The sequence below is a fragment of the Nonomuraea sp. NEAU-A123 genome, from assembly GCF_018603905.1.
Taxonomy (GTDB): Bacteria; Actinomycetota; Actinomycetes; order Streptosporangiales; family Streptosporangiaceae; genus Nonomuraea.
This window is the reverse complement of record NZ_JAHFZZ010000005.1, coordinates 415,875-441,698: the sequence shown is the minus strand read 5'-3', so window position 1 is coordinate 441,698 and position 25,824 is coordinate 415,875. Positions and strand designations below refer to the sequence as shown.

Sequence of the window (25,824 nt, the reverse complement as noted above, 5' to 3'; positions counted from 1 at the left end):
CAGGGCTCGCTATTCGCGACATGCCGCATTCAACGAAATACATTTCCGCCAGAGCGGTTATCCTGCCGACTTACGTGGAGTCTTTCTATGAGCCTGTCTCGACGCAGGATGGTGGCCGGGCTCGGCGCGCTGGCCGCCGGTCCTGTCCTCGGCGATCCACTGATCGTTCCCCCCAGCGTCGCACCCGAGCGACTGGCCCGCGATGAGCCCTTCTGGGCCGCCGTCGCACGGCAGTTCCGGGTGAGCGCGGAGTTCGTCAACCTGGAGAACGGCTACTACGGCATCATGCCCGAGCCCGTACGGCGGGCCTATCTCCGCAACGTCGACCACCTCAACGAGGTCAGCTCCTACCTGCTGCGCACCACGTACAAGGCCCAGGCCGACCAGGTCCGGCAGCGCATCGCCGCCCTGCTGGGCGTCGCGATGGAGGAGATCGCGCTGACCCGCGGGGGCACCGAGGCCCTGCAGAATCTGATCGCCGGCTACCGCGGACTCCGCCCCGGCGACGCGGTCATGTACGCCGACCTGGACTACCACAGCGCCCAGTACGCGATGAACTGGCTGCGCGACCGCCGCACCGTACGGGTCGAGCGGCTCGTCATCCCGGAACCGGCGACCCGGCAAGCGGTGCTGGACACCTATGCCCAAGCCCTGCGCGAGCACCCGCGCGTCAAGCTGCTCCTGCTGTCGCACATGAACAACCGCACCGGCCTGGTGCTGCCGGTCAAGCAGATCATCGCGCTGGCCCGCGCCCATGGCGTCGACGTCATCGTCGACGCCGCCCACTCCTGGGGGCAACTGGACTTCACCATCGCCGACCTCGACGCCGAGTTCGCCGTCTTCTCGCTGCACAAGTGGATGGGCGCGCCCCTGGGAGCCGGGTTCCTCTACATTCGCCAGGACCGCCTGGCCGACATCGACCGCGTCTTCGCCGATGAGACCTATCCGGCGCAGGACATCCGCTCCCGGGTCCACTCCGGCACCATGAACGTCGCCCCGATCCTCACCGTCGGCGCGGCCCTGGACTTCCACGACGCTCTCGGCGGAGCGCGCAAGCAGGCCCGCCTGCGCTACCTGCGCGATCGGTGGGTTCACCAGGTGCGTGACGTCCCCGGCATGGAGATCCTCACGCCCGAGGACCCCGCCATGTACGGCGCCATCACCGCGTTCCGGGTGAGCGGGCGGACCAGCGAGGCCGACAACGTCGCCATCACCGACCATCTGATGAGCCGCCACCGCATCTTCACCGTCCGCCGCGGCGGCGTCAGCGCGGGCGACTGCGTCCGGGTGACTCCCGCCCTGTTCACCTCCACGGACGACGTCGACCGGCTCGCCCTGGCACTTCGCGACATCGCCGGATCGCACCTATGGTCTACACATGAACGCATCTTCAAGTAATCAGGTGACGGACGTCGACAGCTGCAGCACCAGAGTGGTCGACGCGGAGCGGGTCGCGGCCGTGCAGGCCCGCATGCCGGTGGACACCGACCTGACCGACACCGCCGACGTCTTCGGGCTGCTTTCGGATCCCGGCCGCTTGCGGCTGCTCATGGCGCTGCTCGAGGGAGAGCTCTGTGTGTGCGATCTGGCGGTGGTGAGCGGGCTGAGCGAGTCGGCCGCCTCCCACGCCCTGCGCCTGCTCCGAGCGCATCGCGTGGTCTCGGTACGGCGCGCGGGCCGGATGGCCTACTACCGGCTCGACGACGCGCACGTCCGCATGCTGCTGGACCTGGCCGCGGCCCACACGGCCCACACGCAGGCGATCCACCCCGAACGAGAAGCGTAGGAGGACGATTGACAGATCGACGGCAGTCCTGCGACTCTCACATCTGAGCATCTGTTCATATATTGGCTTGAGAGGACATCATGGCGGAAGAGCATCACCACGGCGGACAGGGGCCCGGTCATGGGCACGGTCACGGGCACGCCGTCAGCGTGGACGCCGATCGCCGTTACCTGGGCGGCGCGCTGGCACTGATCGTCGGCTTCATGGCGGTCGAGGTCGTCGTCGGCCTGGTGGCGCAGTCGCTGGCGCTGATCTCCGACGCCGGGCACATGCTGACCGACGCGGTGGCCATCGTCTTCGCCCTGATCGCGATGCGCATCGCCGCCCGGCCTCCGCAGGGTGGCTTCACCTACGGGCTGAAGCGGGCCGAGATCATCTCGGCCCAGGTCAATGGCATCACGCTGCTGCTGTTGAGTGCGTACTTCATCTACGAAGGCATCCGCCGGATCATCGAACCCTCCCCGGTGGAGGGCCTGTACGTGGTGGTGACCGGACTGGCCGGGATCGCCGTCAACCTGGCGGCCACCTGGCTGCTGTCGCGCGCCAACCGCTCCAGCCTGAACGTCGAGGGCGCCTACCAGCACATCCTCAACGACCTGTTCGCCTTCATCGCCACCACGGTGGCGGGCGCGGTGGTGTGGCTGACCGGCTGGGCGCAGGCCGACGCGATCGCCGCCCTGGTGGTGGCGGGGCTGATGCTCAAGGCAGGGTGGGGGCTGGTGCGCGACGCCGGCCGGGTGTTCATGGAAGCCGCGCCCGTGGGCATGAACCCCGCCGAGATCGGCCAGCGGGCGGCCGCCCTGGACCACGTCGTCGAGGTCCATGACCTGCACGTCTGGGAGGTCACCTCCGGCTACGCGGCCTTGTCGGCGCACATCCTGGTCACGCCGGGGGCCGACTGCCATGCCATACGCGTGGCCGCCGAGCGGCTGCTGCACGACACCTACGCCATCGAACACACCACCCTGCAGGTCGACCACGCCCCGCCCGAGCTGCTGACCATCGGCGAGGCGGACGCGCACTGCGCCGACCCGCACGGCCCCTCGCACAAGGGAACCTCGGTGCCACAGCCGAAGGATCTGCCTGTCGACCCGTGATCAAAATGTTTGGGTTAGTCAGAGATCACCGCCCATATCCCGACTTACGCTACGACGGACGGCGCACGGGGACAGGGGACAGGGGATCGCATGGGGACGTTGATGACGCGGATGGCCGCTGCCCTCAAGGGGGAAGTCCGGGCCGATGAGCTCGAAGCGTACCGGCGGGCGGGCGGGATCGTGTACACCGAGCTGGAGCAGGCGGAAAGCCTCCGGCGCCGGTTGGCCCAGGACGGGGTGAACCTGTGGCACGGTCCGCAGGGGGCGGCCGGGCAACTGCTGTGCGTGTGGAACGCCTTCGTCCTCCAGACCATCGGCGAGCACCTGCTGGATGCCGACTACGCCGCCGACCCCCGCACCTCCGGATTCGTGCCGCCGGTGACCGCCCACCAGGTGGGCGCGTGCTTCGCGCAGGTCGAGGGCTGGGTGTCGCGGGCGCGGCAGGCGGCGGGCAACCCCGGCTACCTGGTGGAGAAGGAGTTACTCCTCCCGGCCGACCTGCCGGAGTGGGCCGAGGCCAGCCCATGTCCGCTGCCGCACCTGCACGGCATGCTCGCCGCGTCCCGCGCCATCCGCCAGCACGCCGAGGTCGCACTCGGCGTCTTCGAGCAGACGGTCGCCGACGCCGACCGGCACCTGACCGCGTTGCAGCGGCTCAGGCAACTCGTCGCCGAGGCCGCGACCGCCGCCGACTACGCCGAAGGGCTGCTGGACACCGCCCCGAACTCGCGGATGCACGAGGCGATCGAGCAGCGGCTGCAGCGGGCGCTGGAGATCTACTACCACCTCGGCCAGCTGACCGCGATGCCGCAACTCATCGCCGGCTACAAAGGGGTGGACGCGAGACGGGCCATGCCTCCCGCTGCGGTGCCGCCGGTGAACACCCGCAATTTCGACCCCTGGTGCCTGACCGACCCGCAGAAGCGCGGTGTATGGCAGGCGGATCCGCGTGCCCGGCAAGCGATCAAGGAGATGTGGGAGTACGACCCCGACCCGGCCCGCACCCTGCGCATCCAGGCCGAGATCGATGCCGCGTTCACCGGTGGCGCCATCACCTACGCCACCGACGCCGGGGGCAGGCCGTACGGCAGCTACTACTGCTGCCCATGGGCCGCCATCTATCTGGTCCGACGCCCGGTCGTCATCGGCGGCACCCGGCTTCGGACGATGCAGCAGTTCACGTACGAGGTGTCGGCCGAGGACGTGCCACGCGGCGGCCCGTTCAAACGCGAGATCATCGTGTCCAACTTCAAGCCGACGAACCAAGTCGACTACTGCGACCCCGACGGCCTGCACGGAGACTGAGCAGAACCTCGAGGACAAGCCCTAATCCGAGCAGAGCCGGCCACGCAGGGTGTCGAAGACCCACCGCTCCCAGCGCTCACGCGGCCAGCCCCGCTCGTTCACGAACAGCAGGTACAGCTCGGGGCTGAGCAGGCCGTACAGCAGATCGGCGGCCTCCTCCACCGAGGTCTCCGCGCGCGCGCCCGGCTTGCCGGCCAGCGCCTTGGCCGCCCCTTGCTGGACGACGTACCGCGGATCGACGTCGTGCGACCACAGGGCGGCGACTTCCGGGTCGCTCGCGACCGCCGCCGCCAGGACCTTGCCGATCGGCGCGACCCGCTCCAGAACCGCGGTCGTGCCCGCGACGTAGGCGCGCAGCATGTCCTGGGCGGTGCCGGCGGCCAGCGCTGCGGCGTACCACGGCCGGTCCATCGTGGCCACCGGCTCGTCATCACCCGCGATCGTGACATCGACCAGCTCCTTCAGCAGGGCGCGTTTGTTGCCGAAGACGAAGTAGATCGTCTGCACCGCGACCCCGGCCTGGTCGGCGACGTCCTGAAGATTCGTCGCGCCGTACCCGTCCCGCACGAACAGCTCCAGCGCCGCGCCCAGGATGCGCCGACGCGTCTGCCTCGCCTTCTGCGCCCGCTTGTTCGGTGGCTTGACATCGCTCATGGCTAGAGCTTATCTCTAGATTCAGCCACTAGAAGCCAACTCTAGAGAGAAGCTACAACCATGTCGATCGTCAGTGTCACCCGCTTCCAGGCCGATCCCGCCGACGCCGACCAGGTTCGGGCCCGGCACACCGCTCTGGTCTCCGCCATCCGGGCCGAGCTGTCCGGCCTCACCGAAGCGCGCCTCGGCCGGCTCGACGACCAGACGTGGGTCGGCGTCTGGCGCTGGGACTCGGCCGCCAGCCTGCGAACGGCCCGCCAGACGCTGCCCGGCACCGCCGCGGCCACCGAGGCGTTCGCGGTGGCCCGCGAGGTCACCGCGGAGGACATCGAAATTCTCGACGAGCTCTGACCGCCCGCCCCGGCCCCGGAACCCCGGGGCCGGGCCACCCCGCATGGCCACCGCCCTGGCTATGTAGGAGTGCGGCAGTAAGCCGATCAAAGGGCGTCGGAAAGGTGATCATGGAAGCGCGACGGGTCTAAGTTGAACATGCATGTTCAAGTTCATCGGAAAGTCGTCTACGATAACTCGTACATCGCTGTTCATATTAAGGAGATCTCGTGGCTCACGCCCCTCATCTCGCCCACTCGCCGGACCAAGCGGAGGCGACGGACCCACGGCGCTGGCCGGCTCTGGTCCTGCTGTGCGTGGCGCAGTTCATGCTGATCCTGGACGTCACCGTGATCAACGTGGCGCTGCCCAGCATCGGCGCCGACCTGCATCTCGACCGTGTCCCGCTCACCTGGGCGGTCACCTCGTACACGCTGTGCTTCGGCGGGCTCATGCTGCTGGGCGGGCGGCTCGGCGACACGTTCGGGGCCCGCCGCATCCTGCTGACCGGCCTGATCGTCTTCGTCCTCGCCTCGCTGGTGACCGGCTTGGCCACCGGTGGCCCCATGTTGATCGGCGGCAGGCTCGCCCAGGGCGTCGGCGCCGCTCTGCTGTCCCCCTCGGCGCTGGCCACGCTCACGCGGACGTTCCACGGAGCCGAGCGGAACAAGGCGCTGGGCATCTGGGCTGCTCTGGGCGGCGTGGGGTTCGCCGTCGGCGCGATCCTCGGCGGCGTGCTCGCGGCCGGGCCGGGCTGGCGGTGGGTGTTCTTCATCAACGTGCCCGTCGGGCTGGCCGTACTGGCCTGGCTGCCACGCGTGGTCGCCGCCGACCGGCCGCAGGTGCGACGGCGGGTGGACCTGCCTGGCGCCGTGCTGGTCACGGGGGCGACAGCGGCGCTCATTTACGGTCTGGTCAACGCCGGAGAGGCGGGCTGGGGAAGCCTGGCCACGCTGGGCGCGCTGGCCGGGGCCGTGGTTGGTTATGCCGCGTTCGCACTGGTCGAGCGGGCTGTTCAGGAGCCGCTGATGGACGTGCGCATTCTGGCCCGCCGCCCCGTCGCCACCGGCGCGTTCCTCATGCTGATCGGCACCGCCCTGCTGCTGGGCTCCGTCTTCCTCGGTTCGCTGTACCTGCAGCGCGTACAGGGGCAGTCCGCGCTCACCGCCGGGATCCTTTTCCTGCCGGTCGCGGTGGGGACCGCTGTCACCGGGCATCTGGCGGGGCGCCTCATCGGGCATCTCGGCGCGCGGGTGTCCGCGGTGGGCGGGCTCCTCGTCGCCGGGGCCGGTGCCGTGGTGCTGGCGTTGTCGGAGGGTACGGCGGGCATCGTGATCGGGCTGACCATCGGCGCCGCCGGCGTGGTGCTGGTGTTCGTCGCCGCCACCACGACGGCGCTCGGGTTCGTCGCGCACCACGAGGCCGGGCTGGCATCCGGTGTGGTCAACACCTTCCATGAGGTCGGCGGGTCCATCGGCACGGCGGTCGTGTCCACGATCGCGGCCGTCGGCATCGAGCACGCTTCGACGGCCGGATTCACCGCCGCCTACACGGCATGCGCCATCGCCGCGGGGGCCGCCGCGATCATCGCGCTGGTGCTGGTGCCCAGGGGCAAGGCCCAGGTCCCCGCCGGCGTACACGCCCACTGACCAGTCGCATGGCCGCCCACGAGGTGGGCAGCCGGGTGCAGGACGCCTTCCTGGCCCATGACGGATTGCAGTGCGGATACTGCACGTCGGGGCAGATCTGCTCGACCGTCGCCATGCTTGTGGAGCACCGTGCCGGAATGCCGAGCGCCGTGTCAGCCGAACACGGCGGCCCCGCGGCGCTCACCGACGCCGAGATCAGGAACAAGCGGGTGCGCGATCTTCCCATCACGCCCGACAAGCTGATGTAAGGCCAGATCTACTATGCAAAATAGTCGGCTATCGCTATGAGCGATCTCTACGTGGACACCTCCATGGCCCGGTTCCGCTACCGCAGGGCCGGATCCGGCCCTCCTCCATCGCAGCGTTCCTGAACGCCCTGGACCTGCCAGAGGTCGCCATCGTCGGCCACTCGTGGGGCGGCGGGTTCGCCCTGCGTTTCGCGGAGCTGTTCCCGGCCAGAGTCAGCCGCCTGGCGCTGCTGGCTCCCGCGGGGCTCGACGTCCGCGATGTGTGGGAGTTTCGTCTCATGCGGCTGCCGCTCATCGGCGAACTTGCCGTGCGACTCATGCCCCTGGCGTCAGTACGGCACCTGCTGCGTAAATCCTTTGTCCACCGTGATCGCATTCCCTATGCCCTGGCGTGCGAGGCAGCCACGGAGATGAGATCACCGCACAACCGGGCGACCATGCTGAGGGTCGAGCGATCCGTACGATGGATGGTCCTGATCAGACGTATCGACGATTGACCCCCTTCCTGCTGCCCAGGCGCTTGTGACGCCTGGACAGCTCCCTGGATCAGAGCCGATCGACGACCTTCTGCAGCTGCGCCACCTCGGCCTGCTGGGAGGTTTCTATCCTCTTGGCGAGCTCCTTGGCCTTCGGGTTGGAGCCGTTGGCCTGCTCCGTGCGGGCCATGCCGATCGCGCCCTTGTGATGGGCGATCATCATTTGGGCGAACAGCTTGTCGAAGGCCTTGCCCTTGGCCGCGTCGAGCTTCTTCATGTCCTCCTCGGACATGATGCCGGGCATGTCATGCCCCATACCGCCGGAGGACACGGGCTTGCCCCACTCGGTCAGCCAGCCCTTCATGGTCTGGATCTCCGGATCCTGAGCGGACTTGATCTTCGCCGCGAGCTCCTCGACCTCCGAGTCGCTCGCGCGCATCAGCGCCATGTCGGCCATCTCGACCGCCTGTTCATGATGCGGGATCATCATCTGCGCGAACATCACATCCGCGTCGTTGAAGCTGGGCGACGATTGCGCGCTGGGCGTGGTGGTGGCAGGCACGGTGCTGCCCATCCCGTCGCTTCCGGCCATGGGCTCGCCGTTGCCTCCGCACGCGGTCAGCAGGGCGAGCGCGCCCGCGGCGATGATGAGCGAAGTCTTGTGGTTGATAGGCATGGTTACTTGTTCTCTCTGTTGTCAGAACTGTCGGCCTTTGCGGACAGCCTCGGAGCCCATCCGCGCGTGGTCATCGGCCTATATGCGCAGCAGAGAGAGACGTGCCAGGCGCAGAGAGGTGGGCTCCGGCGGCGGCCTGGCGACCTGCCGGACAGGTGAGAGCGGCCCGTCGATGCCGGTGACTGCCCGCCTCGATCGAACCCAGGCGGTCATCAGCACCATGAGCAGAAGAGAGGTCAGTACCGCCAAGCACACGCTCGTCGGATCGAACCCCGGCATATCTCGGCCAGGCGCGAACACCTGGAGTCCCGCCGGAAGGGTTTCGATGTCGGCGCTGATGCCATGCATGCCGGTCGAGGGGTCGCCATGTCGACCATCAAGATGGCCCAGCGTATGCATGCCGCACACGCCCAAAGAGAGAACGACGAGCAGGAAGCCACGCGCGACCCGCAACGCGAGGCCCTGCCGCAGAACTCCCACTGGCTCCCCTGGAACGAACCGGAAACTGTCCGAGTCCCGCCAGCTTACTACGATGGGTCGTAGGTCAGGCGTCAAGCGCGCCGACATCACCGCGCCCAACCGCGATGCCCGCCCACGGGTCAGCTCGCGGCCCTCCGACGAAGCACGTACGGTCGCCGGAGGCCATCGGGCGAGCCCGAAGCGTATCTACGATCGCCGGTAGCATCAGGCGGACGACAGCCAGAGGAGATGGTCAGATGGTGCGCCGCCTGGGAGAGCTCGAGTCCACGATCATGGATCGTATGTGGGCCACCAACGCGCCCGCCTCGGTCAGGGACGTACTGGAACATCTCCAACGGGAACGCACCATCGCCTATACGACGGTGATGACCGTGATGGACAAGCTCCACACCAAGGGCCTGCTCAAGCGCGAGCCGGTCGGCCGGGCCTACGTCTACGAGACGGTGTCCTCCAAGGAGGCCTACACCGCTGAGGTGATGCGCGATTCGCTGTCCAGGAGCGGAAACCGGGCGGCCACGCTGGTGCACTTCCTCGAACGGCTCACCCCTGAAGAGGCGAACGCCCTGGATGCGGCACTCCAGGTCTACCCGCCGAAGGGACGCCGGTCATGATCGTGGCAGCGATCCTCGCGTCGTACTGCGTTTTCGCGGCCCTGGTTCTCCCGCGACTCCTGAGGCGGGCCACCTGGGCGGACCGTGCACCTCGGCTGGCGATCGCGATGTGGCAGGCGGCGAGCATTTCGGTGATCATCTCGGCGCTGCTGTCGGCGTTCGCCGTGGCCGTGCCCGCCTCGGTGGTGGGGCATGAGCTCGCCGAACTGTTCGAGGCCTGCGCCGCCCTGCTCGGCGACGGAGCGACGCTGAGCACCACGAGCACGCGCGTGGGCCTCGCCGCCGCCGGGCTTCTCGTGGCGCGGGTGCTCTATACCGGCGGGGCGGTCCTGCTCGGCGCCCGCCGGGAAAGGCGGCGGCACGCCGAGGCGCTCGCCCTGCTCGGACGGCACGACGGCGAACTGGGCGCGGTCGTGGTCGACTACGAGGAATGCATGGCGTACTGCCTGCCCGGCAGGAACGGCAAGGCCGTCATCACCACCGGCGCGCTGCGGTCTCTGGCTCCCGAGCACGTCGCCGCCGTGCTCGCGCACGAGCAGGCCCACCTGCGCGGGCGGCATCATCTGGTCCTGGCCGGCACCGAGGCCCTGCTGCGGGCCTTCCCCGGCGTCCCGCTGTTCGTACGCGCGCAGGCCGAGATCGCCCGACTGGTCGAACTCCTGGCCGACGACGTCGCGGCCCGCCGTCATCCGCGCGTGCACATCGCCGCGGCCCTGGTCAGGCTCGCGACCGGACGGGTACCGGCCTTCGCCTTGGGCGCGGGCGGCCAGACGGCCCTGACCCGCGTCCGCCGGATGTTGAACCCGGAGGCGCCACTCGCCCGGCGAGAACGTCTCGCCGGGCGGGTCGCGGTCACGCTGTTGCTGGCGGGCCCGGCCATCTTGGCCGCCGTTCCCGGTGTGAGCGCGTTCCTCGCCCACCACTGCCACTCCCTCCTCAGCCTCTGAGCCGGATCACCTGGGCTTCACGATCAGCGGCCCCGCAGACCTTCCTGGGCGGCGGACACCCGGCGTCCGCCGACATACCGGGGCCATCTGACCGTGTCCTTCATACCCCCCTTCGGTAGCCAGCTTCAGTCTTGGCCATGCGGTCGACATGACCCGGGTGCGGGTCCGATGCAGGCGCCACGACCCGCGCCGCCTGCATCGATCCGCGGCTGAACCACAGCGAGCCGCCATCGACAAGGTGCCTCCCTCCCGCTTGCCTGAATACCCGTGGGGGGTATAGCTTGGAGGCAAGTCAGTTAACTTGGGAGTACTTCATGAGCGAGCAGCACCACCAGCACATGCCACACCCCGAGGGACATGGACCCGCCGCCCAACCCGGCAAAGCGTCGTGGTCGACGGCGGCGTCGGCGACCCTGCACTGCCTGACCGGGTGTGCCATCGGTGAGATCCTCGGCCTGGTGATCGCCACCGCACTTGGCTGGAGCGCGGCCCCGTCGATCGCCATAGCCGTGGTGCTCGCCTTCTTCTTCGGCTACCTGCTGACGCTGCTGCCGCTCCGCCGGGCAGGCGTGAACTGGAGCACCGCGATCAAGCTGGCGCTGGCCGCCGACACCGTGTCGATCATCGTGATGGAGATCGTGGACAACGGCGTGATGCTCGTCATCCCCGGCGCCATGAACGCCACCTTGGCCTCCGGACTGTTCTGGGGCGCCCTGGCGCTGTCCCTGGTGATCGCCTTCCTGGTCACCACGCCGATCAACAAATGGATCATCGGCAAGGGCAAGGGCCATGCGGTGGTCCACGCCTACCACCACTGAGCCCCCCGACCTGCATCGGGGGCTCGTGCTGGGCACCGCTCAAATTCGCTAGGCGACGATGGTTATCGACACCACCGGTGTGGTGAAGGTCCGAGTCGTCCCCGTGCGCGGGTCGTACATCGTGACCCGGCCGCGCAGCGTGTCGATGCCGGAATCTACGTTCAGCAGGCCTCCCGGACCCTCGGCGCGGGCGCCGACGCTGTATCCGGCGTCCGGTGAAGCGCCCTGGACGAAGATGGGGGTGACGAACAACGTTCTCAAGACCCCGCCGTCGTCGTCGAGCACGGTGGCGCTGACGGGGTCACCGATGGCGTCGATGATCGCCTGGGCGTCATCCTGGCCGATGCGGTAGTCCAGGCCGATTTCGGCGGCATACCTACCGTTGCCGAGTGCGGTGATGGTGAGGCACACATTGGAGTCGTACCGTCACCCCTGATATCGACGTCACGCCAGGGTGGCGCGGTGGCCGCGGAAGGTGGCCTCCAGGGCGATGCGCCAGTGACGGTCGGCCTGCTCGCGGTCGGCCAGGGCGCCCTGAAGTTCCAGGCTCGCCAGTCCGTGCACCAGGGCGTTGAGGTGGACCGCGACGTCGTAGGGGTCGGACGGGGCGAACCGCCCCGCATCGATGCACCGCGCGACGGCGCCGACCAGGGTGTCGAACGTCCCCTGGATCTGCGCCAGGGCCGCCTCGTCGGGCCGGAAGTCCGCGATGGGCCGTCCGAACATCAGCTCGTACAGGTGAGGGTTGGCCAGAGCGGCGGCCCGATAGGCGTATCCGAGGGCCATCAGATCGTTCTCTGGGTCGCCATCGCGCGGCACCATGGCGAACTGCTGGCCGAGCCGGGCGAACCCTTCCAGGAACATCGCGCGCAGCAGGCCGGCTTTGTCGCCGAAGAGGTTGTACACGGCCGTGGTGGACGTACCGACTTCCTGGGCCACTCGTCTTGTGCTCAGCGCCTGCGGGCCTTCCTCAGCGAGCAGTCGTCCGGCTGCGTCCAGGAGGTCTCGGCGCAACTCGTCGTAGTCGCGTGTGCGTGGGCGGGCCATTTGACAAGCATACCGTAACCATGTTTCATAACAGCATTACGAAACTGTTCCGCTCCCCGCGGCCGATCACACGACCCTGGGGAGAACCACTCGAGGAGGCCGCTGTGCCCGCTGTATCCGACCTGCATGTCGTCCTCGGCGCCGGCGGCGCCGTGGGCGGCTCTGTGCTCCGCGAACTCGTCTCCCAGGGACACCGCGTCCGCGCGGTCAACCGCAGCGGCCGGATCCCGGCGCTGCCCGGTGTCGAGGTCCACCAAGGCGACATCACCACACCCGCCGGCGCCAAGACCGCCTGTGACGGCGCCCATGTCGTCTACCACTGCGCCGCCCCCGCTTATGACCGGTGGGTGCAGGAGTTCCCCCACCTGACCGACGCGGTGTCCCAGGGCGCGGCCGCCGCGGGCGCCAAACTGGTCTTCGCCGACAACCTGTACATGTACGGCCCCGTCAGCAGCCCCATGACCGAGGACATGCCGTATGCCGCCCGCAACCCCAAGGGCCGCGTCCGCGCCGAGATGGCCCAGGCGCTCCTGGCGGCGCACCGCTCCGGCTCCCTGCGCGTCGCCATCGGCAGAGCCCCCGACTACTACGGCCCCGGCGGCGTCAACACCATCGCCGGTACGACCGTGTTCGCCGCCGCGCTCGGCGGGAAGGTCGCCCGCTGGGTCGGTCCACTCGACCAGCCCCACTCACTCAGCTACCTGCCCGACATCGCCAAAGGGCTGGTGCTGCTCGGCAACGACGGGCGGGCCGACGGCCAGGCCTGGCACCTGCCGGCGGCACCGCCCGTGACCGGCAGGCAGTTCCTCGACTTGGTCTTCGCCGAGTTAGGCCGACCCGGCAGAACAGCAGCCCTCGGCCGCCCCATGCAACGCATCATCGGAATGGTGAATCCCACCGTCCGCGCCCTCGGCGAGACCTGGTACCAGCGCGAGCGCCCCTTCGTGGCCGACGCCTCGAAGTTCACCCGCACCTTCGGCCCGTTCATCGCGACACCGCATGCCAACGCCATCGCCGCCACCCTCGACTGGTACCGCGCGAACCTCACACCGTGAACGGCGTGGGAGCGACCGCTTCGTGGTCGACCAGAGCCTCGCTGGTAGTGCTGTCGCGGGAGAAGTGTCAGCCGACGCCGAGCGCCTCGCGCAGGCCCGGGCTCGGTGGTGAGGCCTCATCGGGGGAGCCGGGGGTGCGCCGCAGGAACCCGTCCACCACCTCGTAGTGCCCGATGCCGCGCAGCGGTGGCGAGTAGACGTGGATCGTGATCGCGCCCGCCTCGTGATCCATCCGGTGGATGCCGGTTCCGGGGAAGGAGAACGACTCGCCCGCTCCGTAAAACCCGACGCGCCGCGTGCCTTCGATCGGGAGTCCCTCGTTGGACACCCTGCCCGCCAGGACGTACACGCCGACCGCCGATCCGTCGTGGTCGTGGAAGCCGGTGTCGCGAGCCTCCCACCACGTGTTGAGCCAGGCGATGGACCGCTCGTCCGACCACAGCAGCACATAACCCCCGGGCCCGCTCCGCGGCAGCTCGCCGATGTCGACGGACTCCGCGGCCCGGCGGGCGAGCTCGGCGCACTCTTCCGGCTTGTACGCCTGATGACCGGCGGCGAGATCAGCGCTCATAATCCCCACTTTTCCTACTAGGAAGATATAGAAAAGCTAGCACGAGATCCCCGCGAGGTGGAGTGCCTGCGGTGCGTACGACCGGACGGAGCCGAGAGGCACGATTGGCATAATTGTCGGCATGTGCGAAGCCGGGGGCTGTTGATGCGGTTCGGCGTGTTGGGACCTGTTGAGGCGCATCTGCCCGATGGGGACCCGGTGGCGGTGGGCGGTCCACAGATGCGGTCGCTGCTGGCGATGCTGCTGCTGGAGGCCGGCCGGGCGGTGAGCGTCGGCCGGCTGGCCGCCGGGCTGTACGGCGAGGACGCGCACGCCGACGTGGCGCACGCGCTGCAGTCGCAGGTCTCCCGGCTCCGGCGAGGTCTGCGTGACGGACCCGCCGTGGAGTTCGGATCGGCGGGCTACCGGCTCTCGGTCGACCTCGACGCGGTGGACGCGCACCGGTTCGCCCGGCTCGCCGGTCAGGGCAGGCACGCGCTGGCCGGCGGGGACCCGGCGGGGGCCGCGGTGTTGCTGGGTGAGGCGTTGGACCTGTGGCGCGGGCCGGCGCTCGCGGACGTACTGGACGCGCCGTTCGCGGAGGCGGCAGCAGCCCGGCTGCTGGAGGAACGGCTGGCGGCGATGGAGGACCGGGCCGAGGCCGCACTGGCCCTGGGCGAGCACCACACGGTGGCCGCGGAACTGGCGGAACTGGTCGAGGCGCACCCGTTGCGCGAGCGGGCACGGGCGCTGCTGATGCGGGCCCTCTACGCCGGTGGCCGGCAGGCGGAAGCGCTCACCGTGTTCGAGGAGGCCCGCCGATTCCTGGGCGACGAGCTGGGCGTCGACCCGTCCGCCGAGCTGGCCGAAGCGCACCTGTCCATCCTGCGCGCGGAAGCGACGGCCACCGCGGCGGTCCGGCGGGTGCCGGCCCAGCTCACCAGCTTCGTCGGCAGGGCGGAGGAGCTCCGCCGGCTCGCGACGCTGCTGGCCGGGTCACGGCTGGTCACGCTGACCGGTTCGGGCGGCACCGGCAAGACGCGGCTGGCGGTGGAGGCGAGCGGCCGAATGTCCGGGGAGGTGTGCTTCGTCGACCTGTCCCCGTTGAGCGACGGGGCGCAGGTGGCGCCGGCCGTGGCCGCCGCGCTGGGTCTCCGCGAGTCGGGACCGCCGGCGGATCGGCTCGTCGCGGCGCTGGCCGACCGGCCGGTGCTGGTGATTCTGGACAACTGCGAGCACGTCATCGCGGGCGCGGCCGGGCTCGCGCACTGGCTTCTGGCCGCCTGCCCCGCGCTGCGGATCCTGGCCACCAGCCGGGAGGCGCTCGGCATCACCGGCGAGGTCCTGTTCCCGGTCGGGCAGTTGGCCGTGCCCGGACCCGACGCCACGCTCGCCGAAGCGCTGGCCTGCCCGGCGGTGCGGCTGTTCGCCGACCGAGCCGCCGCCGTACGGCACGGGTTCGTCGTGGACGCCGCCACGATCGGCGCGGTGCGGCGGATCTGCGCCGCCCTGGACGGGCTGCCTCTGGCCATCGAGCTGGCGGCGGCCCGGCTGCGCTCGTTCACCCTGGAGGAGGTGGACGCGCGGCTGGCCGACCGGTTCCGGCTGCTGTCGCGCGGCGAGCGCACCGCGGCGCCCCGGCATCAGACGCTGCGCGCGGTGGTCGACTGGAGCTGGGGGCTGCTCGACGCGCATGAGCAGGCGCTCGCGCGCCGGCTCACCGTGTTCGCCAGCGGCGCCACCCTGACGGACGCGGAGCAGGTCTGTGGCCTGGACGGGCCGGTCGGGTACGACGATGTGGCGGGTGTACTGGCCGGGCTGGTGGACAAGTCGCTGGTCGAGGCGCACGACGGCCGGTACCGGATGCTGGAGACAGTGCGCGCGTACTGCGCGGAGCGGCTCGCCGAGACCGGGGAGCGGGCGGAATGCCTGCGGGCGCACGCGGAGTGCTTCACCGCGCTGGCCGAAGTCGCCGACCACCACCTGCGGGGACCCGACCAACTGGACTGGCTCGACCGGCTGGGCGCGGAGCACGGCAACCTGCTGGCCGCACTGGGCTGGGCCGTCACCGCCGACCCGCCGCTGGCGTCGCGGCTGCTCGCGGCCCTGTCCTGGTTCTGGTGGCTGCGCGGCCTGCGTGGCGAGGTCGCCCCACTTGCCGCCCGGCTGCTCGGCGAGCTGGGTGATGGGTTTCCGGCTGAAGAGGCCGAGGAGTACGCGTGCTGCGTGGTGACCGCCGCCGCGACCGGCAACGGTACCGACGCCGGTTTGCGCGACCACCTGGACCGCGCCGCCGCCGGCCTCGCCGCGTACGACCGGCCGCTGCGGCGGCCCCACGTCGTGTTCCTGCTCGCGGTGGCCGGACGCCTGGTCGACGTCGACCCCACGCGGCAGCACCGGCTGTTCGACACCGACCCGTGGTCACAGGCGTTCCTGCGCATGGGCGACGGCCTGCGGCTGCTGCTCGGCGGGCAGACCTCGGCGGCCGAGGCCGAGCTCACGACCGCGCTGGCCGGTTTCCGGTCGGCCGGTGATCGCTGGGCGATCGCGAACGCGCTGGACAAGCTCGCCGGGATCGCGGCATCGCGTGGGGAGCGGGCACGCTCAGTGGCGTGGATGGATGAGGCCATCACGCTCATCGAGGAGCTGGGCCGTACGGAGGACACCGCGGACCTGCTCACCCGCCGTGCCGACCTCCTGGCGGAGGACGGCGACCTCGCGGCTGCCCGAGCCGGCTACGAGCGCGCGGCCGAGTGCGCCCGCGCGGTCGGCGCGCCGGACCTGCTCGCCGACGCCCGCCGTGGCCTCGCCGACCTCGCCCGGCGATCCGGCGAACCGCGCACGGCCCGGCAGTTGTACGAGGCGGCGCTTGCCGGGTGCGGGGATGCCTCGATCACCGCGCAGCGGATTCGGGCCCGCATCCTCACCGGGCTCGGCTGGGCGGCCGCCATGGACGGGGACGCCGCGCAGGCCCGCGCCCACCACCGTGCCGCGTTCGAGACTGCCGTGCGCGGCGGGAATCTGCCGGCCGCCGCGGACGCGGTGGACGGTCTCGCCGGGGCCGCGCTGCTGGCCGGTGACGCGGAGCGGGCCGCGACACTCATCGGCGCCGCAGCGTCACTGCGCGGGACGGATCTGGTCGCCGACCACGAGACGGCCGGGGTGACCGAGGACGTGACCAGGGAGATGGCCGGGGAGGTAGCCGGGGAGGCCGATGTGACTGAAGTGGCCGAGGTGGCCGCCGGGGCCGCACGTGCGCTTGGGCCCGGCCGGTACGGCGAGGCACGGCGCCGGGGCCGTGGGCTGACCGCCGAGGAGGTGCTCGGGCTGGCCGGTGAGTGACGGTGAGCGCGTGGTGAGCCCTCGGTAAGCGGGCCCGGCGACGCTACTGCCATGACACAGCACCTCGCGAACAAGACAGTCCTCATCTCCGGCGCCAGCGTGGCCGGTCCCGCCCTCGCCTACTGGCTGCACCGGTACGGCTTCACCCCGACCGTCGTGGAACTGGCCCCGGAGCTGCGGGAAGGCGGCTACAAGGTCGACCTGCGCGGCGTGGCGATGGACGTCGTCGACCGGATGGGCCTCACCCCGGCCATCACCCGGTACAGCACCCGGATGCGTGGCGGGGCATGGGTGAACGAGGCCGGCAAGCCGCTCGCCACCCTGGGCCCCGACCTCATCGGCCTGCGCGCCCCCGGCGACGACGAGGTGCTGCGCGGCGACCTGGCCCGCATCGTGTACGACGCGACCAAGCACGGCGTCGAGTACCTGTTCGGCGACTCCATCACCGGGCTCACCCAGAGCCACGACGGCGTCATGGTCACCTTCGAGCGCGCCGCGCCGCGCATGTTCGACCTCGTGATCGGCGCCGACGGGCTGCACTCGAACCTGCGGGCCCGGGGCTTCGGCGACGAGTCGAAGTTCGTGCGCCCGCTCGGCATGCACGCGTGCGTGTTCACGGTGCCCAACCACCTCGGCCTCGACCGCTGGGAGCTGATCTACCCGACGCCGGGCAAGGTCGTGAACCTGTACAGCACCCGCCAGTCCGCCGCCAAGGCCCAGTTCATCTTCCCCAGCCCCGCCGTGCTGCCCGACCGTCGCGACGTCGCGGCCCAGCGGCGCCTGGTCGCCGAGACCTTCGCCGGCGCCGGTTGGGAGAGCGCCACCCTGCTGGCTGCCATGCCGCACTCCCCCGACTTCTACTTCGACTCCGCGAGCCAGGTTCATCTGGACCGCTGGTCGGCCGGGCGGGTGGCGCTGGTCGGCGACGCCGCGCACAGCCCGTCCCCGCTGTCCGGGCAGGGCACCAGCCTCGCGCTCGTCGGCGCGTACGTACTGGCCGGCGAGCTGAAGGCCGCCGGTGGCGACCACCGGGTGGCGTTCGCTCGCTACCAGGAGGAGATGCGCGGATACGTCGACGTGAACCTCAGCCTTGGCGAGAGCAACGCCAAGCAGATGGTGGCCGGCAGCACCCGCCAGATCCTCATGCAGACCACCATGATGCGGCTGGTCAGCCGCCTGCCCTGGAAGGACCTGGCCCTGCGGCCGATCCTGAAGCCGCTCAACGCCGCCGCGAACGCCATCACCCTCAAGAACTACTGAGGGCGGAGTGGCGGGTCATCGCCCCGAGCGCAGCAGGCGTGACAAGCCCAGGGCCGCGGTGCGTACGGCGGGAGCGAGTTGAGCCGGGCGGAACCGGACCCGCGGCACGGCCACGGACAGGGCCGCCACCGCCACTTGTCCGTCGAAAACCGGCGCCGCGATGCAACTGACGCCCAGCGCCGCTTCCTGCTCCTCGTAGGCCAGGCCCGACACCTGGGCCTGTTCGATGGCGGTGCGCAGGCGCACCGGGTCGGTGATCGAGTAGGGCGTGAGGCTGGCCAGCGGCCCGGCGAGCACTTGCTCGGTCAATTCGGCATCCGAGAAGGCCAGCAAGGCCTTTCCGACCCCGGTGCAGGTAAGAGGAAGCCGGCCGCCGATGCGGGAGGGCAGCGGCAGGACGTCGTGGCCGTGGATCCGCTCGACGTACACCACCTCGCGCCCCTCTCGGACCCCCAGGTGCACGGTCTCGCGGGTGGCCTCGAACAGATCCTGCAGGAACGGCAGCGCCGCCTCGCGCAGATCGTGGCGGCGCGGCACCAGCGAACCCAGTTCGAACAGTTTGCCGCCGAGCCGGTAGGTGTCCGCTTCCCGTTCCAGCAGGCCCAGGCGGACCAGATCCGCGCAGAGGCGGAACACCGTGGTCTTGGGCAGTGACGTACGAGCGGAGAGTTCCGTCAAACGGAACGACCCGCCGTCCGGCCGGTAGCAGTCCAAGATCGATGCCGCCTTGTCGAGCATGTTTCCCGCAGCTCTGTTCCGTGTCACGGAACATATTTTGCCGCCCACCGACCGGTCGCCTATATCTGGGGGCACCCGAGCGCCCCGGCCCTTTCTGGAGGTCCCCGCATGCCCACGCCACACCGCCCGCACAGGTGGCCGTCATGAGCCTGCCCGAAGCCGTGACCAAGGCGGCGACCCTCCTGGCCGAGGCCGCGCTCACCGGTGTGCCCCACCCCCCGGTACGCGACCTGTTGCCGGCGGCGGATATCGAGGCCGCCTACGCCGTGCAGAGGCTGAACGTCGAGCGCGGCCTGGCCGCGGGCCGACGGCCGGTCGGCCGCAAGATCGGCCTCACTTCGCGCGCCGTGCAGCGCCAGCTCGGGGTGGGTCAGCCGGACTTCGGTGTGCTGTTCGCCGACATGGCCGTGGCGGAGAGCGACCAGATCGCCGCCGGCCGGCTCCTGCAGCCGAAGGTCGAGGCGGAGGTGGCCCTGGTGCTGAGCGAGGACCTGCCGCACCGTGACCCCACGGTCGCCGACCTGCTGCGGGCCACGGCGTTCGCGCTGCCCGCGCTGGAGATCGTCGACAGCCGCATCGCGGACTGGGACATCACCATCGTCGACACCGTCGCCGACAACGCCTCCAGCGGCCTGTTCGTCCTGGGCGGCACTCCCGTACCGCTGGACCGGGTCGACCTGCGCGGCGTACGGATGACCCTGGCCAAGAACGGCCAGACCGTCTCGGAAGGGACCGGCGCCGACTGCCTGGGCGGCCCCCTCAACGCCGCCCTGTGGCTGGCCGCCACCCTGGCCGGCCTGGGCGACCCGCTGCGGGCCGGTGACATCGTCCTCACCGGTGCGCTGGGGCCGATGTCGGTCGCCGCCCCGGGAGACGAATTCGTGGCACGGATCGAGGGCCTCGGCACGGTCGGGGTCGGCTTCGCGGCCCCGGAGGGAGTCAAGGCATGAGTACCACCAAGGTCGCGGTCATCGGCTCGGGCAACATCGGCACCGACCTGATGATCAAGATTCTGCGGCTGTCCGGCTCCCTGGAGATGGGGGCGATGGTCGGCATCGACCCGGACTCCGACGGCCTGGCTCGCGCGCGCCGCATGAAGGTCGCCACCACCCACGAAGGTGTGGACGGTCTGCTGGCCCTGAACGAGTTCGCCGACGTCCGCATCGTCTTCGACGCCACCTCGGCGGGCGCCCATCGCCGCAACGACCAGGTACTGCGCGCCGCCGGTCGTACGGTGATCGACCTGACGCCGGCCGCCATCGGCCCGTACGTCGTCCCCCCGGTCAACCTGGACGCGCACCTGGACGCCGACAACGTCAACATGGTCACCTGCGGCGGCCAGGCCACCATTCCCGTCGTCGCCGCCGTCGCCGCCGTGACGCCGGTGCACTACGGGGAGATCGTGGCCTCGATCTCGTCGCGCTCGGCCGGCCCCGGAACCCGCGCCAACATCGACGAGTTCACCGAAACCACCTCCTCGGCCATCGAGCAGGTCGGCGGTGCGGCCCGGGGCAAGGCGATCATCGTCCTCAACCCCGCCGAGCCCCCGCTGATCATGCGGGACACCGTGCACTGCCTGGTCGGCGAGTGTGACGACGTCGCGGTGACCACCTCGATAGAGGAGATGGTCGCCCGCGTGCAGACCTACGTACCCGGCTACCGCCTCAAGCAGAAGGTGCAGTTCGACCGCGTCGCCACCGACGACCCGCTACGCGCGCTGCTGCCGGCCGGCCGCCGATCCGGCGAGGCGGCGAAGGTGTCGGTGTTCCTCGAGGTCGAGGGCGCCGCCCACTACCTGCCCGCCTACGCCGGCAACCTCGACATCATGACCTCGGCGGCGCTGCGTACCGCGGAACGCATCGCCGCGCACCGCTTCACGGAGGTGATCTCCCGATGACCGCTGACCTTTACGTCCAGGACGTGACCCTCAGGGACGGCATGCACGCCGTCCGCCACCGCTACACCGTGGAGCAGGCCCGGACCATCGCCGCCGCCCTGGACGCCGCCGGGGTCGCCGCGATCGAGATCGCCCACGGCGACGGCCTGTCCGGCTCCAGCATCACCTACGGCGTCGGCGCGCACACCGACTGGGAGTGGATCGAGGCCGTCTGCGACGTCGTCCGCGATGCCGTGCCGACCACGCTGCTGCTGCCGGGCATCGGCACCCTGCACGATCTGAAGCAGGCTCACGCGCTCGGCATCCGCTCGGTCCGCGTCGCCACCCACTGCACCGAGGCCGACATCTCCGCCCAGCACATCGCGGCCGCCCGCGACCTGGGCATGGACGTCGCCGGCTTCCTCATGATGTCCCACATGGCCGAACCGGCCGAGCTCGCCCGGCAGGCGAAGCTGATGGAGTCGTACGGCGCCGCCTGCGTGTACGTGACCGACTCCGGCGGCCGGCTGACGATGGACGGCGTACGTGACCGGTTCCGCGCCTACCGTGACGTGCTCGACGACCGCACCGAGGTGGGCATCCACGCCCACCACAACCTCGCCCTGGGCGTCGCCAACACCGTGGTCGCCGTCGAGAACGGCGCCAGGCGCGTCGACGCCTCGCTGGCCGGGCAGGGCGCCGGTGCCGGCAACTGCCCGCTGGAGGCGTTCGTCGCGGTCGCCGATCTCATGGGCTGGAAGCACGGGTGCGATCTGTTCGAGCTGATGGACGCGGCCGACGACGTGGTCCGCCCCTTGCAGGATCGGGACGTGCGGGTGGACCGGGAGACCCTCACGCTCGGCTACGCCGGGGTGTACTCCAGCTTCCTGCGCCACGCCGAGGCCGCCGCGGCCCGCTACGGCCTCGACACGCGGACCGTTCTTGTGGAGGTCGGACGGCGCAAGATGGTCGGCGGCCAAGAAGACATGATCACCGACATCGCCCTCGACCTGGCCGCGGCCCGCGACGCCGCCACCGCCTGACTCTCGCCACGCCCGTGATCATGAAGGTTCGGGACGTCGCGGTCGTGACAGCGCGCCGACAAATCGGACCTGAATCCCGGCTGCGAATCGGCCCTGTCACGACGTCCAATCCATCGGCAGCATGGGACTCGCGTACATCGCGTCGATGACATTGCTGCGAAAGAGTGACGGATCATGGGACAGACCATCGTGAAAACCAGCCCATCCCCGGACGGCAACACCTCCGCCCGCAGGCTGGCGCCGGCGAGCGGGGCGACCTGCCCCAACGCCTTCCGCCCCGCCTGCCGCATGGGCCGGTGACCGGCCATGCAGCTGGCAATCCTGCTCGCGCTGGCCGCCGCGGCCCTGTACGGCGCTTCTGACTTCCTCGGCGGGCTTCTGTCACGCCGAGCCCACTATGGACTGGTCGGGCTCATCGGACAGTGCGCTGCCGCAGTCGGCGGCCTGACCGCCGCTCTCGTCGTCGGCACCCACGCCACTCCGAGCGCGATCGCGTGGGGGATGGCCGCCGGGATCGGCGGCGCGATCGGCACGCTGGCGCTCTACCGCGGTCTGTCACGAGGACAGATGAACGTGGCCGGGCCACTGTCGGCCGTCGGCGCGGCGGGCCTGCCCATTCCCGTCGACCTGCTGTCCGGCCACGCGTTCACGACGCTCTCCCTCCTCGGCCTCGGTCTGGCCATCCCGGGGATCTGGCTGGTCTCCATGCAGTCGGGCGGACGCGGCTCCGGCGGCGTCGGGGCGGGGCTGCTCGCCGGGCTGGGCTTCGCCGGCCTGTTCATCTGCCTCGACCAGGCCGGCGACGAAGCGGGCCTGTGGCCGGTGGCGGCGAGTCAACTCAGCGCCGCCGTCGTCCTGGCCGCGGCTCTGGCGGCGTTCGCGCTGGCGGGCAGGCGGGACGGAGGCCACAACGCGTTCACCCGGCGACCGCCGTGGGCCGCGCTCTGGACGGGAGTCCTGGGGGTCAGCGCCACGCTCTTGTACTTCCTGGCCACCAGCCAGGGGACGCTCGCCGTCTCGGCCGTCATCACCTCGCTCTACCCGGCCTTCACCGTCGCGCTGGCCGCCACCGTCCTGCGCGAGCGCACCAACCTGGTGCACGCCGTGGGACTCCTCCTTTGCGCGATCTCGGTCGGCGCCTTCGCCGCCGGATGACCGTGCCGGGTGAGCGGGCCGGGTGAGCGGGCCCTGTCGGCCGCTAGCCTGCGACGGTGAGTACGGTGAACTCGAGCCTGGTACACGACCTGCTGGTGGACCTCGACCGGACCGGCACCACCCCGTTGCACCGCCAGATCGAGGCGGCTCTGCGCGACGCCATCCGCGCGGGCCGTCTGCGCCACGGGGCCTCTCTGCCGTCCTCCCGCCGCCTGGCCACCGAACTCGGGGTCTCGCGGGGTGTCGTGGTCGGGGCCTACGACCAGCTCGCCGCCGAGGGCTACCTCACCAGCACGCCCGGCTCCTACACCCGGGTGGCCGCCGTACCCGGGCAAACCGCCCCCACTCCCGACGCGCCGCCCTCCCTCGGCCCACTCATCGACTTCGGGTACGGCCGCGCGGACCCGGCGAGCTTCCCCCGCGCCGCCTGGCTCCGCTCGCTGCGGCGGGTCCTCACCGACGCCCCACACGACCGGCTCAACTACACCGACGGATACGGCCTGCCCGAACTGCGCACCGCCCTGGCCGACTACCTCAACCGCTCTCGCGGCACCTGCGCCGACCCCGCGCACGTGGTCATCACCAGCGGTTTCGCGCAGGCCGCCATGCTGATCACCGGCGTGCTGGCCCGGCGCGGGGCGCGCCGGGTCGCGGTGGAGGACCCCTCCGCCCACGACGACATTCGGCAGCACGCGCGCACGCACAGGCTCGACCTTCTCGGCCTGCCGGTCGCCGACCACGGCATCGACCTGGACGCCCTCGAACGCGGCGACGCCGACCTGGTCGTCCTCACCCCGTCACACCAGTGGCCGCTCGGCGGCGTCCTGCCCGCCCGTACCCGCATGCAGGCGGTCCAGTGGGCCCGCGCCCGTGGCGCCCTCATCTTGGAGGACGACTACGACGCCGAGTACCGCTACGACCGCGCCCCCATCGGCGCCATGCAAGGCCTCGCCCCGGACGTGGTCATGTACGCCGGCTCGGCCAGCAAGACCCTCGCCCCAGGACTCCGCCTCGGCTGGCTCGTGTTACCCCCGCACCTGGCCGACGCCGTCGCCGAGGCCAAGCTCCTGACCGACCGCGGCTCACCGGCCATCGAGCAGCTCGCCTTCGCCGACTTCCTCCTGCGGGGCGAGTTCGACCGGCATCTGCGCCGCATGCGCCCCCTCTACCGGCACCGCCGCGACCTCCTCCTCGCCCGGCTGACCCAGCAGTTGCCCGACTTCGAACCCACCGGGATCGCGGCGGGCCTGCACGTCGTCGTCTGGCTCCCGGACGACCTCCAGGAGGACGACGTAGTGACGGCGGCCGCCGCCCATGGCGTCCGCGTCGCCGGCATCGCCCCCCATCGGCTGACCACACCGGGCCGCCAAGGCCTCATCCTGGGCTACACCAGCCTGAACGACAGCCAGATCACCGAAGGGGTCGCAGCTCTGGCGGCAGCGGTACGCCATACGCGAGCAAGGACCTCGATCGCTGTACGGCGGGCGCGCCCGTAGACGAAGCGGCTTCCATTAAGCCTGAATCAAGTCAGTCCGATAAGAGATCGGATCTTCGTATAACAAGATCGCCATACTCGGCACGCGCCTTTACAAAGTAAATCAAGACCTTTCGCCGGTCTTTCTTATGCGTATTTCTCCACATTCCTTCGTTGAACCCAGCCCCTGCCGCACCCCGTACAACCGTGCGTCAACAGCTAAAGAGCCTCACCCTCGAGGCACCTGAAAGGGTCATCATGACGAAGCGCACCCTCACCGTCCCCGGCCTGGTTCTCGGCACCGCCCTGGTCGCCGGCGCCCTGGCACCCACCGCCGCACAGGCGAGTACGAGCTCCGATGTCTACCTGGCCGCCTCGCTGCTGGGTAAGAACGAGGTGCCCGCGGCGGGTCAGAAAGTCGGCGACAAGAACGGCAGCGCGATCGCCGTATTCCATATCCACGGCAACCAGGTCGATTACGCCGTCCGCTGGCAGAACGTCGCCGCCCCGACCGCGTTCCACATTCACCAGGGCAAAGCGGGCAAGAACGGCGATGTCAAGATCCCGTTCTTCGGCGAGGCCCTGCCCGGCAGCCTCAGCGCCGTGAAGGGGACCGTCAAGGTCAGCGACTCCGGCCTGCTCAACCGGATCACGAGCAACCCCAAGAAGTGGTACGCCAACCTGCACACCAGCGAGTTCACCGGCGGCGCGGTGCGCGCCCAGCTTTACCGGATCCGCCCGGTGGCGCTCGAGTCGGTGCTGGCGAACGGCTCGCACTCCACGCTCACCGCATCGGCCGACGGCCGCCAGGAGGTTCCGGCGCCCGGTACGAAGGTCGGCGACAAGGACGGGCGGGCCGCGTGGCTCGTCTGGGTGAAGGGCACCCGGGTGCACTTCGCCACCGCGTGGAAGAAGATCGGCGCGCCGACGAACGGGCACATCCACCGCGGCAAGAAGGGCAAGAACGGCCCCGTGGTCGTGGACTTCTTCAGTGACGCCAACGGCCTGCCCGCCGGGATCAACGGCATCGCGGGCTCGGCGAGCACCTCCGCCAAGGTCGCCGGCGGGATCAAGCACAACCCGAAGAACTGGTACGTCAACCTGCACACCGGCGAGTTCCCCGGCGGCGCGGTGCGCGGCCAGCTCCACGGTGGCGGCTGGTAGGACCACATCCCCCTGACCCCTACATCACGCGGGCCGGCCGATC

General features: G+C 70.4%; 28 protein-coding genes. 21 read left to right on the top strand and 7 right to left on the bottom strand.

Features of this window, described 5'->3' with window-relative positions; genetic code table 11:
- Positions 1-87: 87 nt before the first annotated feature.
- From KLK06_RS17805 to KLK06_RS17790, 4 genes are all read left to right on the top strand, one after another.
- Complete coding sequence (locus KLK06_RS17805; RefSeq protein WP_214636579.1) at positions 88-1,398, top strand: aminotransferase class V-fold PLP-dependent enzyme; 1,311 nt, start codon at positions 88-90, stop codon at positions 1,396-1,398.
- Positions 1,379-1,786, top strand: a complete 408-nt coding sequence (locus KLK06_RS17800) for a helix-turn-helix transcriptional regulator (RefSeq protein ID WP_214636578.1) — start codon at positions 1,379-1,381, stop codon at positions 1,784-1,786. Before KLK06_RS17805 ends, KLK06_RS17800 begins: the two co-directional genes overlap by 20 nt.
- Positions 1,787-1,866: 80 nt before the next feature.
- Positions 1,867-2,883, top strand: coding sequence for a cation diffusion facilitator family transporter (locus KLK06_RS17795; protein ID WP_214636577.1), 1,017 nt, complete (start codon positions 1,867-1,869; stop codon positions 2,881-2,883).
- Positions 2,884-2,973: 90 nt separating this feature from the next.
- Positions 2,974-4,188 (top strand): hypothetical protein, encoded by a 1,215-nt coding sequence (locus KLK06_RS17790; protein WP_214636576.1) that lies wholly within the window; start codon positions 2,974-2,976, stop codon positions 4,186-4,188.
- Between the two features lie 21 nt (positions 4,189-4,209).
- On the opposite strand, the gene KLK06_RS17785 is transcribed toward KLK06_RS17790, so the two are convergent.
- On the bottom strand, positions 4,210-4,842 hold the full coding sequence (locus tag KLK06_RS17785) for a TetR/AcrR family transcriptional regulator (RefSeq protein ID WP_214636575.1): 633 nt from the start codon (positions 4,840-4,842) through the stop codon (positions 4,210-4,212).
- 60 nt (positions 4,843-4,902) lie between these two features.
- Between KLK06_RS17785 and KLK06_RS17780 the strand changes: the two genes are divergently transcribed.
- From KLK06_RS17780 to KLK06_RS63080, 4 genes are all read left to right on the top strand, one after another.
- Positions 4,903-5,193, top strand: coding sequence for an antibiotic biosynthesis monooxygenase (locus KLK06_RS17780; protein ID WP_214636574.1), 291 nt, complete (start codon positions 4,903-4,905; stop codon positions 5,191-5,193).
- 209 nt (positions 5,194-5,402) lie between these two features.
- A complete protein-coding gene (locus KLK06_RS17775; RefSeq protein WP_214636573.1) occupies positions 5,403-6,821 on the top strand; it encodes a DHA2 family efflux MFS transporter permease subunit in 1,419 nt (472 codons plus the stop codon).
- 8 nt (positions 6,822-6,829) lie between these two features.
- On the top strand, positions 6,830-7,069 hold the full coding sequence (locus KLK06_RS17770; protein ID WP_250905553.1) for a 2Fe-2S iron-sulfur cluster-binding protein: 240 nt from the start codon (positions 6,830-6,832) through the stop codon (positions 7,067-7,069).
- A 20-nt stretch (positions 7,070-7,089) separates the two neighbouring features.
- Entirely contained in the window at positions 7,090-7,566 is a 477-nt protein-coding gene (locus KLK06_RS63080) for an alpha/beta fold hydrolase (RefSeq protein ID WP_374197128.1), read from the top strand.
- A gap of 49 nt (positions 7,567-7,615) precedes the next feature.
- Here the strand turns inward: KLK06_RS63080 and KLK06_RS17765 are convergent, their stop codons facing one another.
- A complete protein-coding gene (locus KLK06_RS17765; protein ID WP_250905552.1) occupies positions 7,616-8,119 on the bottom strand; it encodes a DUF305 domain-containing protein in 504 nt (167 codons plus the stop codon).
- A 180-nt stretch (positions 8,120-8,299) separates the two neighbouring features.
- Complete coding sequence (locus KLK06_RS17760) at positions 8,300-8,701, bottom strand: hypothetical protein (RefSeq protein ID WP_214636570.1); 402 nt, start codon at positions 8,699-8,701, stop codon at positions 8,300-8,302.
- Between the two features lie 236 nt (positions 8,702-8,937).
- Between KLK06_RS17760 and KLK06_RS17755 the strand changes: the two genes are divergently transcribed.
- The 3 genes from KLK06_RS17755 (at position 8,938) to KLK06_RS17745 (ending at position 11,077) form a co-directional block, all read left to right on the top strand.
- A complete protein-coding gene (locus tag KLK06_RS17755; protein ID WP_250905551.1) occupies positions 8,938-9,312 on the top strand; it encodes a BlaI/MecI/CopY family transcriptional regulator in 375 nt (124 codons plus the stop codon).
- Positions 9,309-10,259 carry a M56 family metallopeptidase gene (locus tag KLK06_RS17750; RefSeq protein WP_214636569.1) on the top strand — a complete coding sequence of 317 codons (951 nt, stop codon included), beginning with the start codon at positions 9,309-9,311 and terminating at the stop codon, positions 10,257-10,259. Before KLK06_RS17755 ends, KLK06_RS17750 begins: the two co-directional genes overlap by 4 nt.
- A gap of 314 nt (positions 10,260-10,573) precedes the next feature.
- Positions 10,574-11,077, top strand: a complete 504-nt coding sequence (locus tag KLK06_RS17745) for a DUF4396 domain-containing protein (RefSeq protein WP_250905550.1) — start codon at positions 10,574-10,576, stop codon at positions 11,075-11,077.
- Positions 11,078-11,125: 48 nt separating this feature from the next.
- Here KLK06_RS17745 and KLK06_RS17740 read toward each other — a convergent pair whose 3' ends face one another.
- Positions 11,126-11,488 (bottom strand): hypothetical protein, encoded by a 363-nt coding sequence (locus KLK06_RS17740; protein ID WP_214636568.1) that lies wholly within the window; start codon positions 11,486-11,488, stop codon positions 11,126-11,128.
- 33 nt (positions 11,489-11,521) lie between these two features.
- Positions 11,522-12,124 carry a TetR/AcrR family transcriptional regulator gene (locus tag KLK06_RS17735; protein WP_214636567.1) on the bottom strand — a complete coding sequence of 201 codons (603 nt, stop codon included), beginning with the start codon at positions 12,122-12,124 and terminating at the stop codon, positions 11,522-11,524.
- A 104-nt stretch (positions 12,125-12,228) separates the two neighbouring features.
- Here KLK06_RS17735 and KLK06_RS17730 point away from each other — a divergent pair, with 104 nt between their 5' ends.
- Positions 12,229-13,179: an NAD-dependent epimerase/dehydratase family protein gene (locus tag KLK06_RS17730; protein ID WP_214636566.1), complete on the top strand. Its 951-nt coding sequence runs from the start codon at positions 12,229-12,231 to the stop codon at positions 13,177-13,179.
- A gap of 67 nt (positions 13,180-13,246) precedes the next feature.
- On the opposite strand, the gene KLK06_RS17725 is transcribed toward KLK06_RS17730, so the two are convergent.
- The gene (locus KLK06_RS17725) at positions 13,247-13,750 is read right to left on the bottom strand and encodes a hypothetical protein (protein WP_214636565.1); all 504 of its coding nucleotides are present in this window, start codon (positions 13,748-13,750) and stop codon (positions 13,247-13,249) included.
- Positions 13,751-13,906: 156 nt separating this feature from the next.
- On the opposite strand from KLK06_RS17725, the gene KLK06_RS17720 reads away from it, so the two are divergent.
- A complete protein-coding gene (locus tag KLK06_RS17720) occupies positions 13,907-17,071 on the top strand; it encodes a BTAD domain-containing putative transcriptional regulator (protein ID WP_308168306.1) in 3,165 nt (1,054 codons plus the stop codon).
- A 51-nt stretch (positions 17,072-17,122) separates the two neighbouring features.
- On the top strand, positions 17,123-18,331 hold the full coding sequence (locus KLK06_RS17715; protein WP_214636563.1) for an FAD-dependent monooxygenase: 1,209 nt from the start codon (positions 17,123-17,125) through the stop codon (positions 18,329-18,331).
- A 15-nt stretch (positions 18,332-18,346) separates the two neighbouring features.
- On the opposite strand, the gene KLK06_RS17710 is transcribed toward KLK06_RS17715, so the two are convergent.
- Positions 18,347-19,069 (bottom strand): IclR family transcriptional regulator, encoded by a 723-nt coding sequence (locus KLK06_RS17710; RefSeq protein WP_214636562.1) that lies wholly within the window; start codon positions 19,067-19,069, stop codon positions 18,347-18,349.
- Between the two features lie 143 nt (positions 19,070-19,212).
- On the opposite strand from KLK06_RS17710, the gene KLK06_RS17705 reads away from it, so the two are divergent.
- The 7 genes from KLK06_RS17705 to KLK06_RS17680 all read left to right on the top strand — a co-directional run bounded on the left by KLK06_RS17705 (position 19,213) and on the right by KLK06_RS17680 (position 25,781).
- Entirely contained in the window at positions 19,213-20,019 is an 807-nt protein-coding gene (locus tag KLK06_RS17705) for a 2-keto-4-pentenoate hydratase (protein WP_214636561.1), read from the top strand.
- Positions 20,016-20,966, top strand: a complete 951-nt coding sequence (locus KLK06_RS17700; RefSeq protein ID WP_214636560.1) for an acetaldehyde dehydrogenase (acetylating) — start codon at positions 20,016-20,018, stop codon at positions 20,964-20,966. Before KLK06_RS17705 ends, KLK06_RS17700 begins: the two co-directional genes overlap by 4 nt.
- Entirely contained in the window at positions 20,963-21,988 is a 1,026-nt protein-coding gene (dmpG, locus tag KLK06_RS17695; RefSeq protein WP_214636559.1) for a 4-hydroxy-2-oxovalerate aldolase, read from the top strand. The genes KLK06_RS17700 and dmpG overlap by 4 nt, the downstream gene beginning before the upstream one ends.
- 174 nt (positions 21,989-22,162) lie before the next feature.
- Complete coding sequence (locus KLK06_RS61475) at positions 22,163-22,288, top strand: hypothetical protein (protein WP_284735021.1); 126 nt, start codon at positions 22,163-22,165, stop codon at positions 22,286-22,288.
- A gap of 6 nt (positions 22,289-22,294) precedes the next feature.
- The gene (locus KLK06_RS17690) at positions 22,295-23,143 is read left to right on the top strand and encodes an EamA family transporter (RefSeq protein ID WP_214636558.1); all 849 of its coding nucleotides are present in this window, start codon (positions 22,295-22,297) and stop codon (positions 23,141-23,143) included.
- Between the two features lie 56 nt (positions 23,144-23,199).
- Entirely contained in the window at positions 23,200-24,639 is a 1,440-nt protein-coding gene (locus KLK06_RS17685) for a PLP-dependent aminotransferase family protein (RefSeq protein WP_214636557.1), read from the top strand.
- Between the two features lie 236 nt (positions 24,640-24,875).
- The gene (locus KLK06_RS17680; RefSeq protein WP_214636556.1) at positions 24,876-25,781 is read left to right on the top strand and encodes a CHRD domain-containing protein; all 906 of its coding nucleotides are present in this window, start codon (positions 24,876-24,878) and stop codon (positions 25,779-25,781) included.
- Positions 25,782-25,824 lie beyond the last annotated feature (43 nt).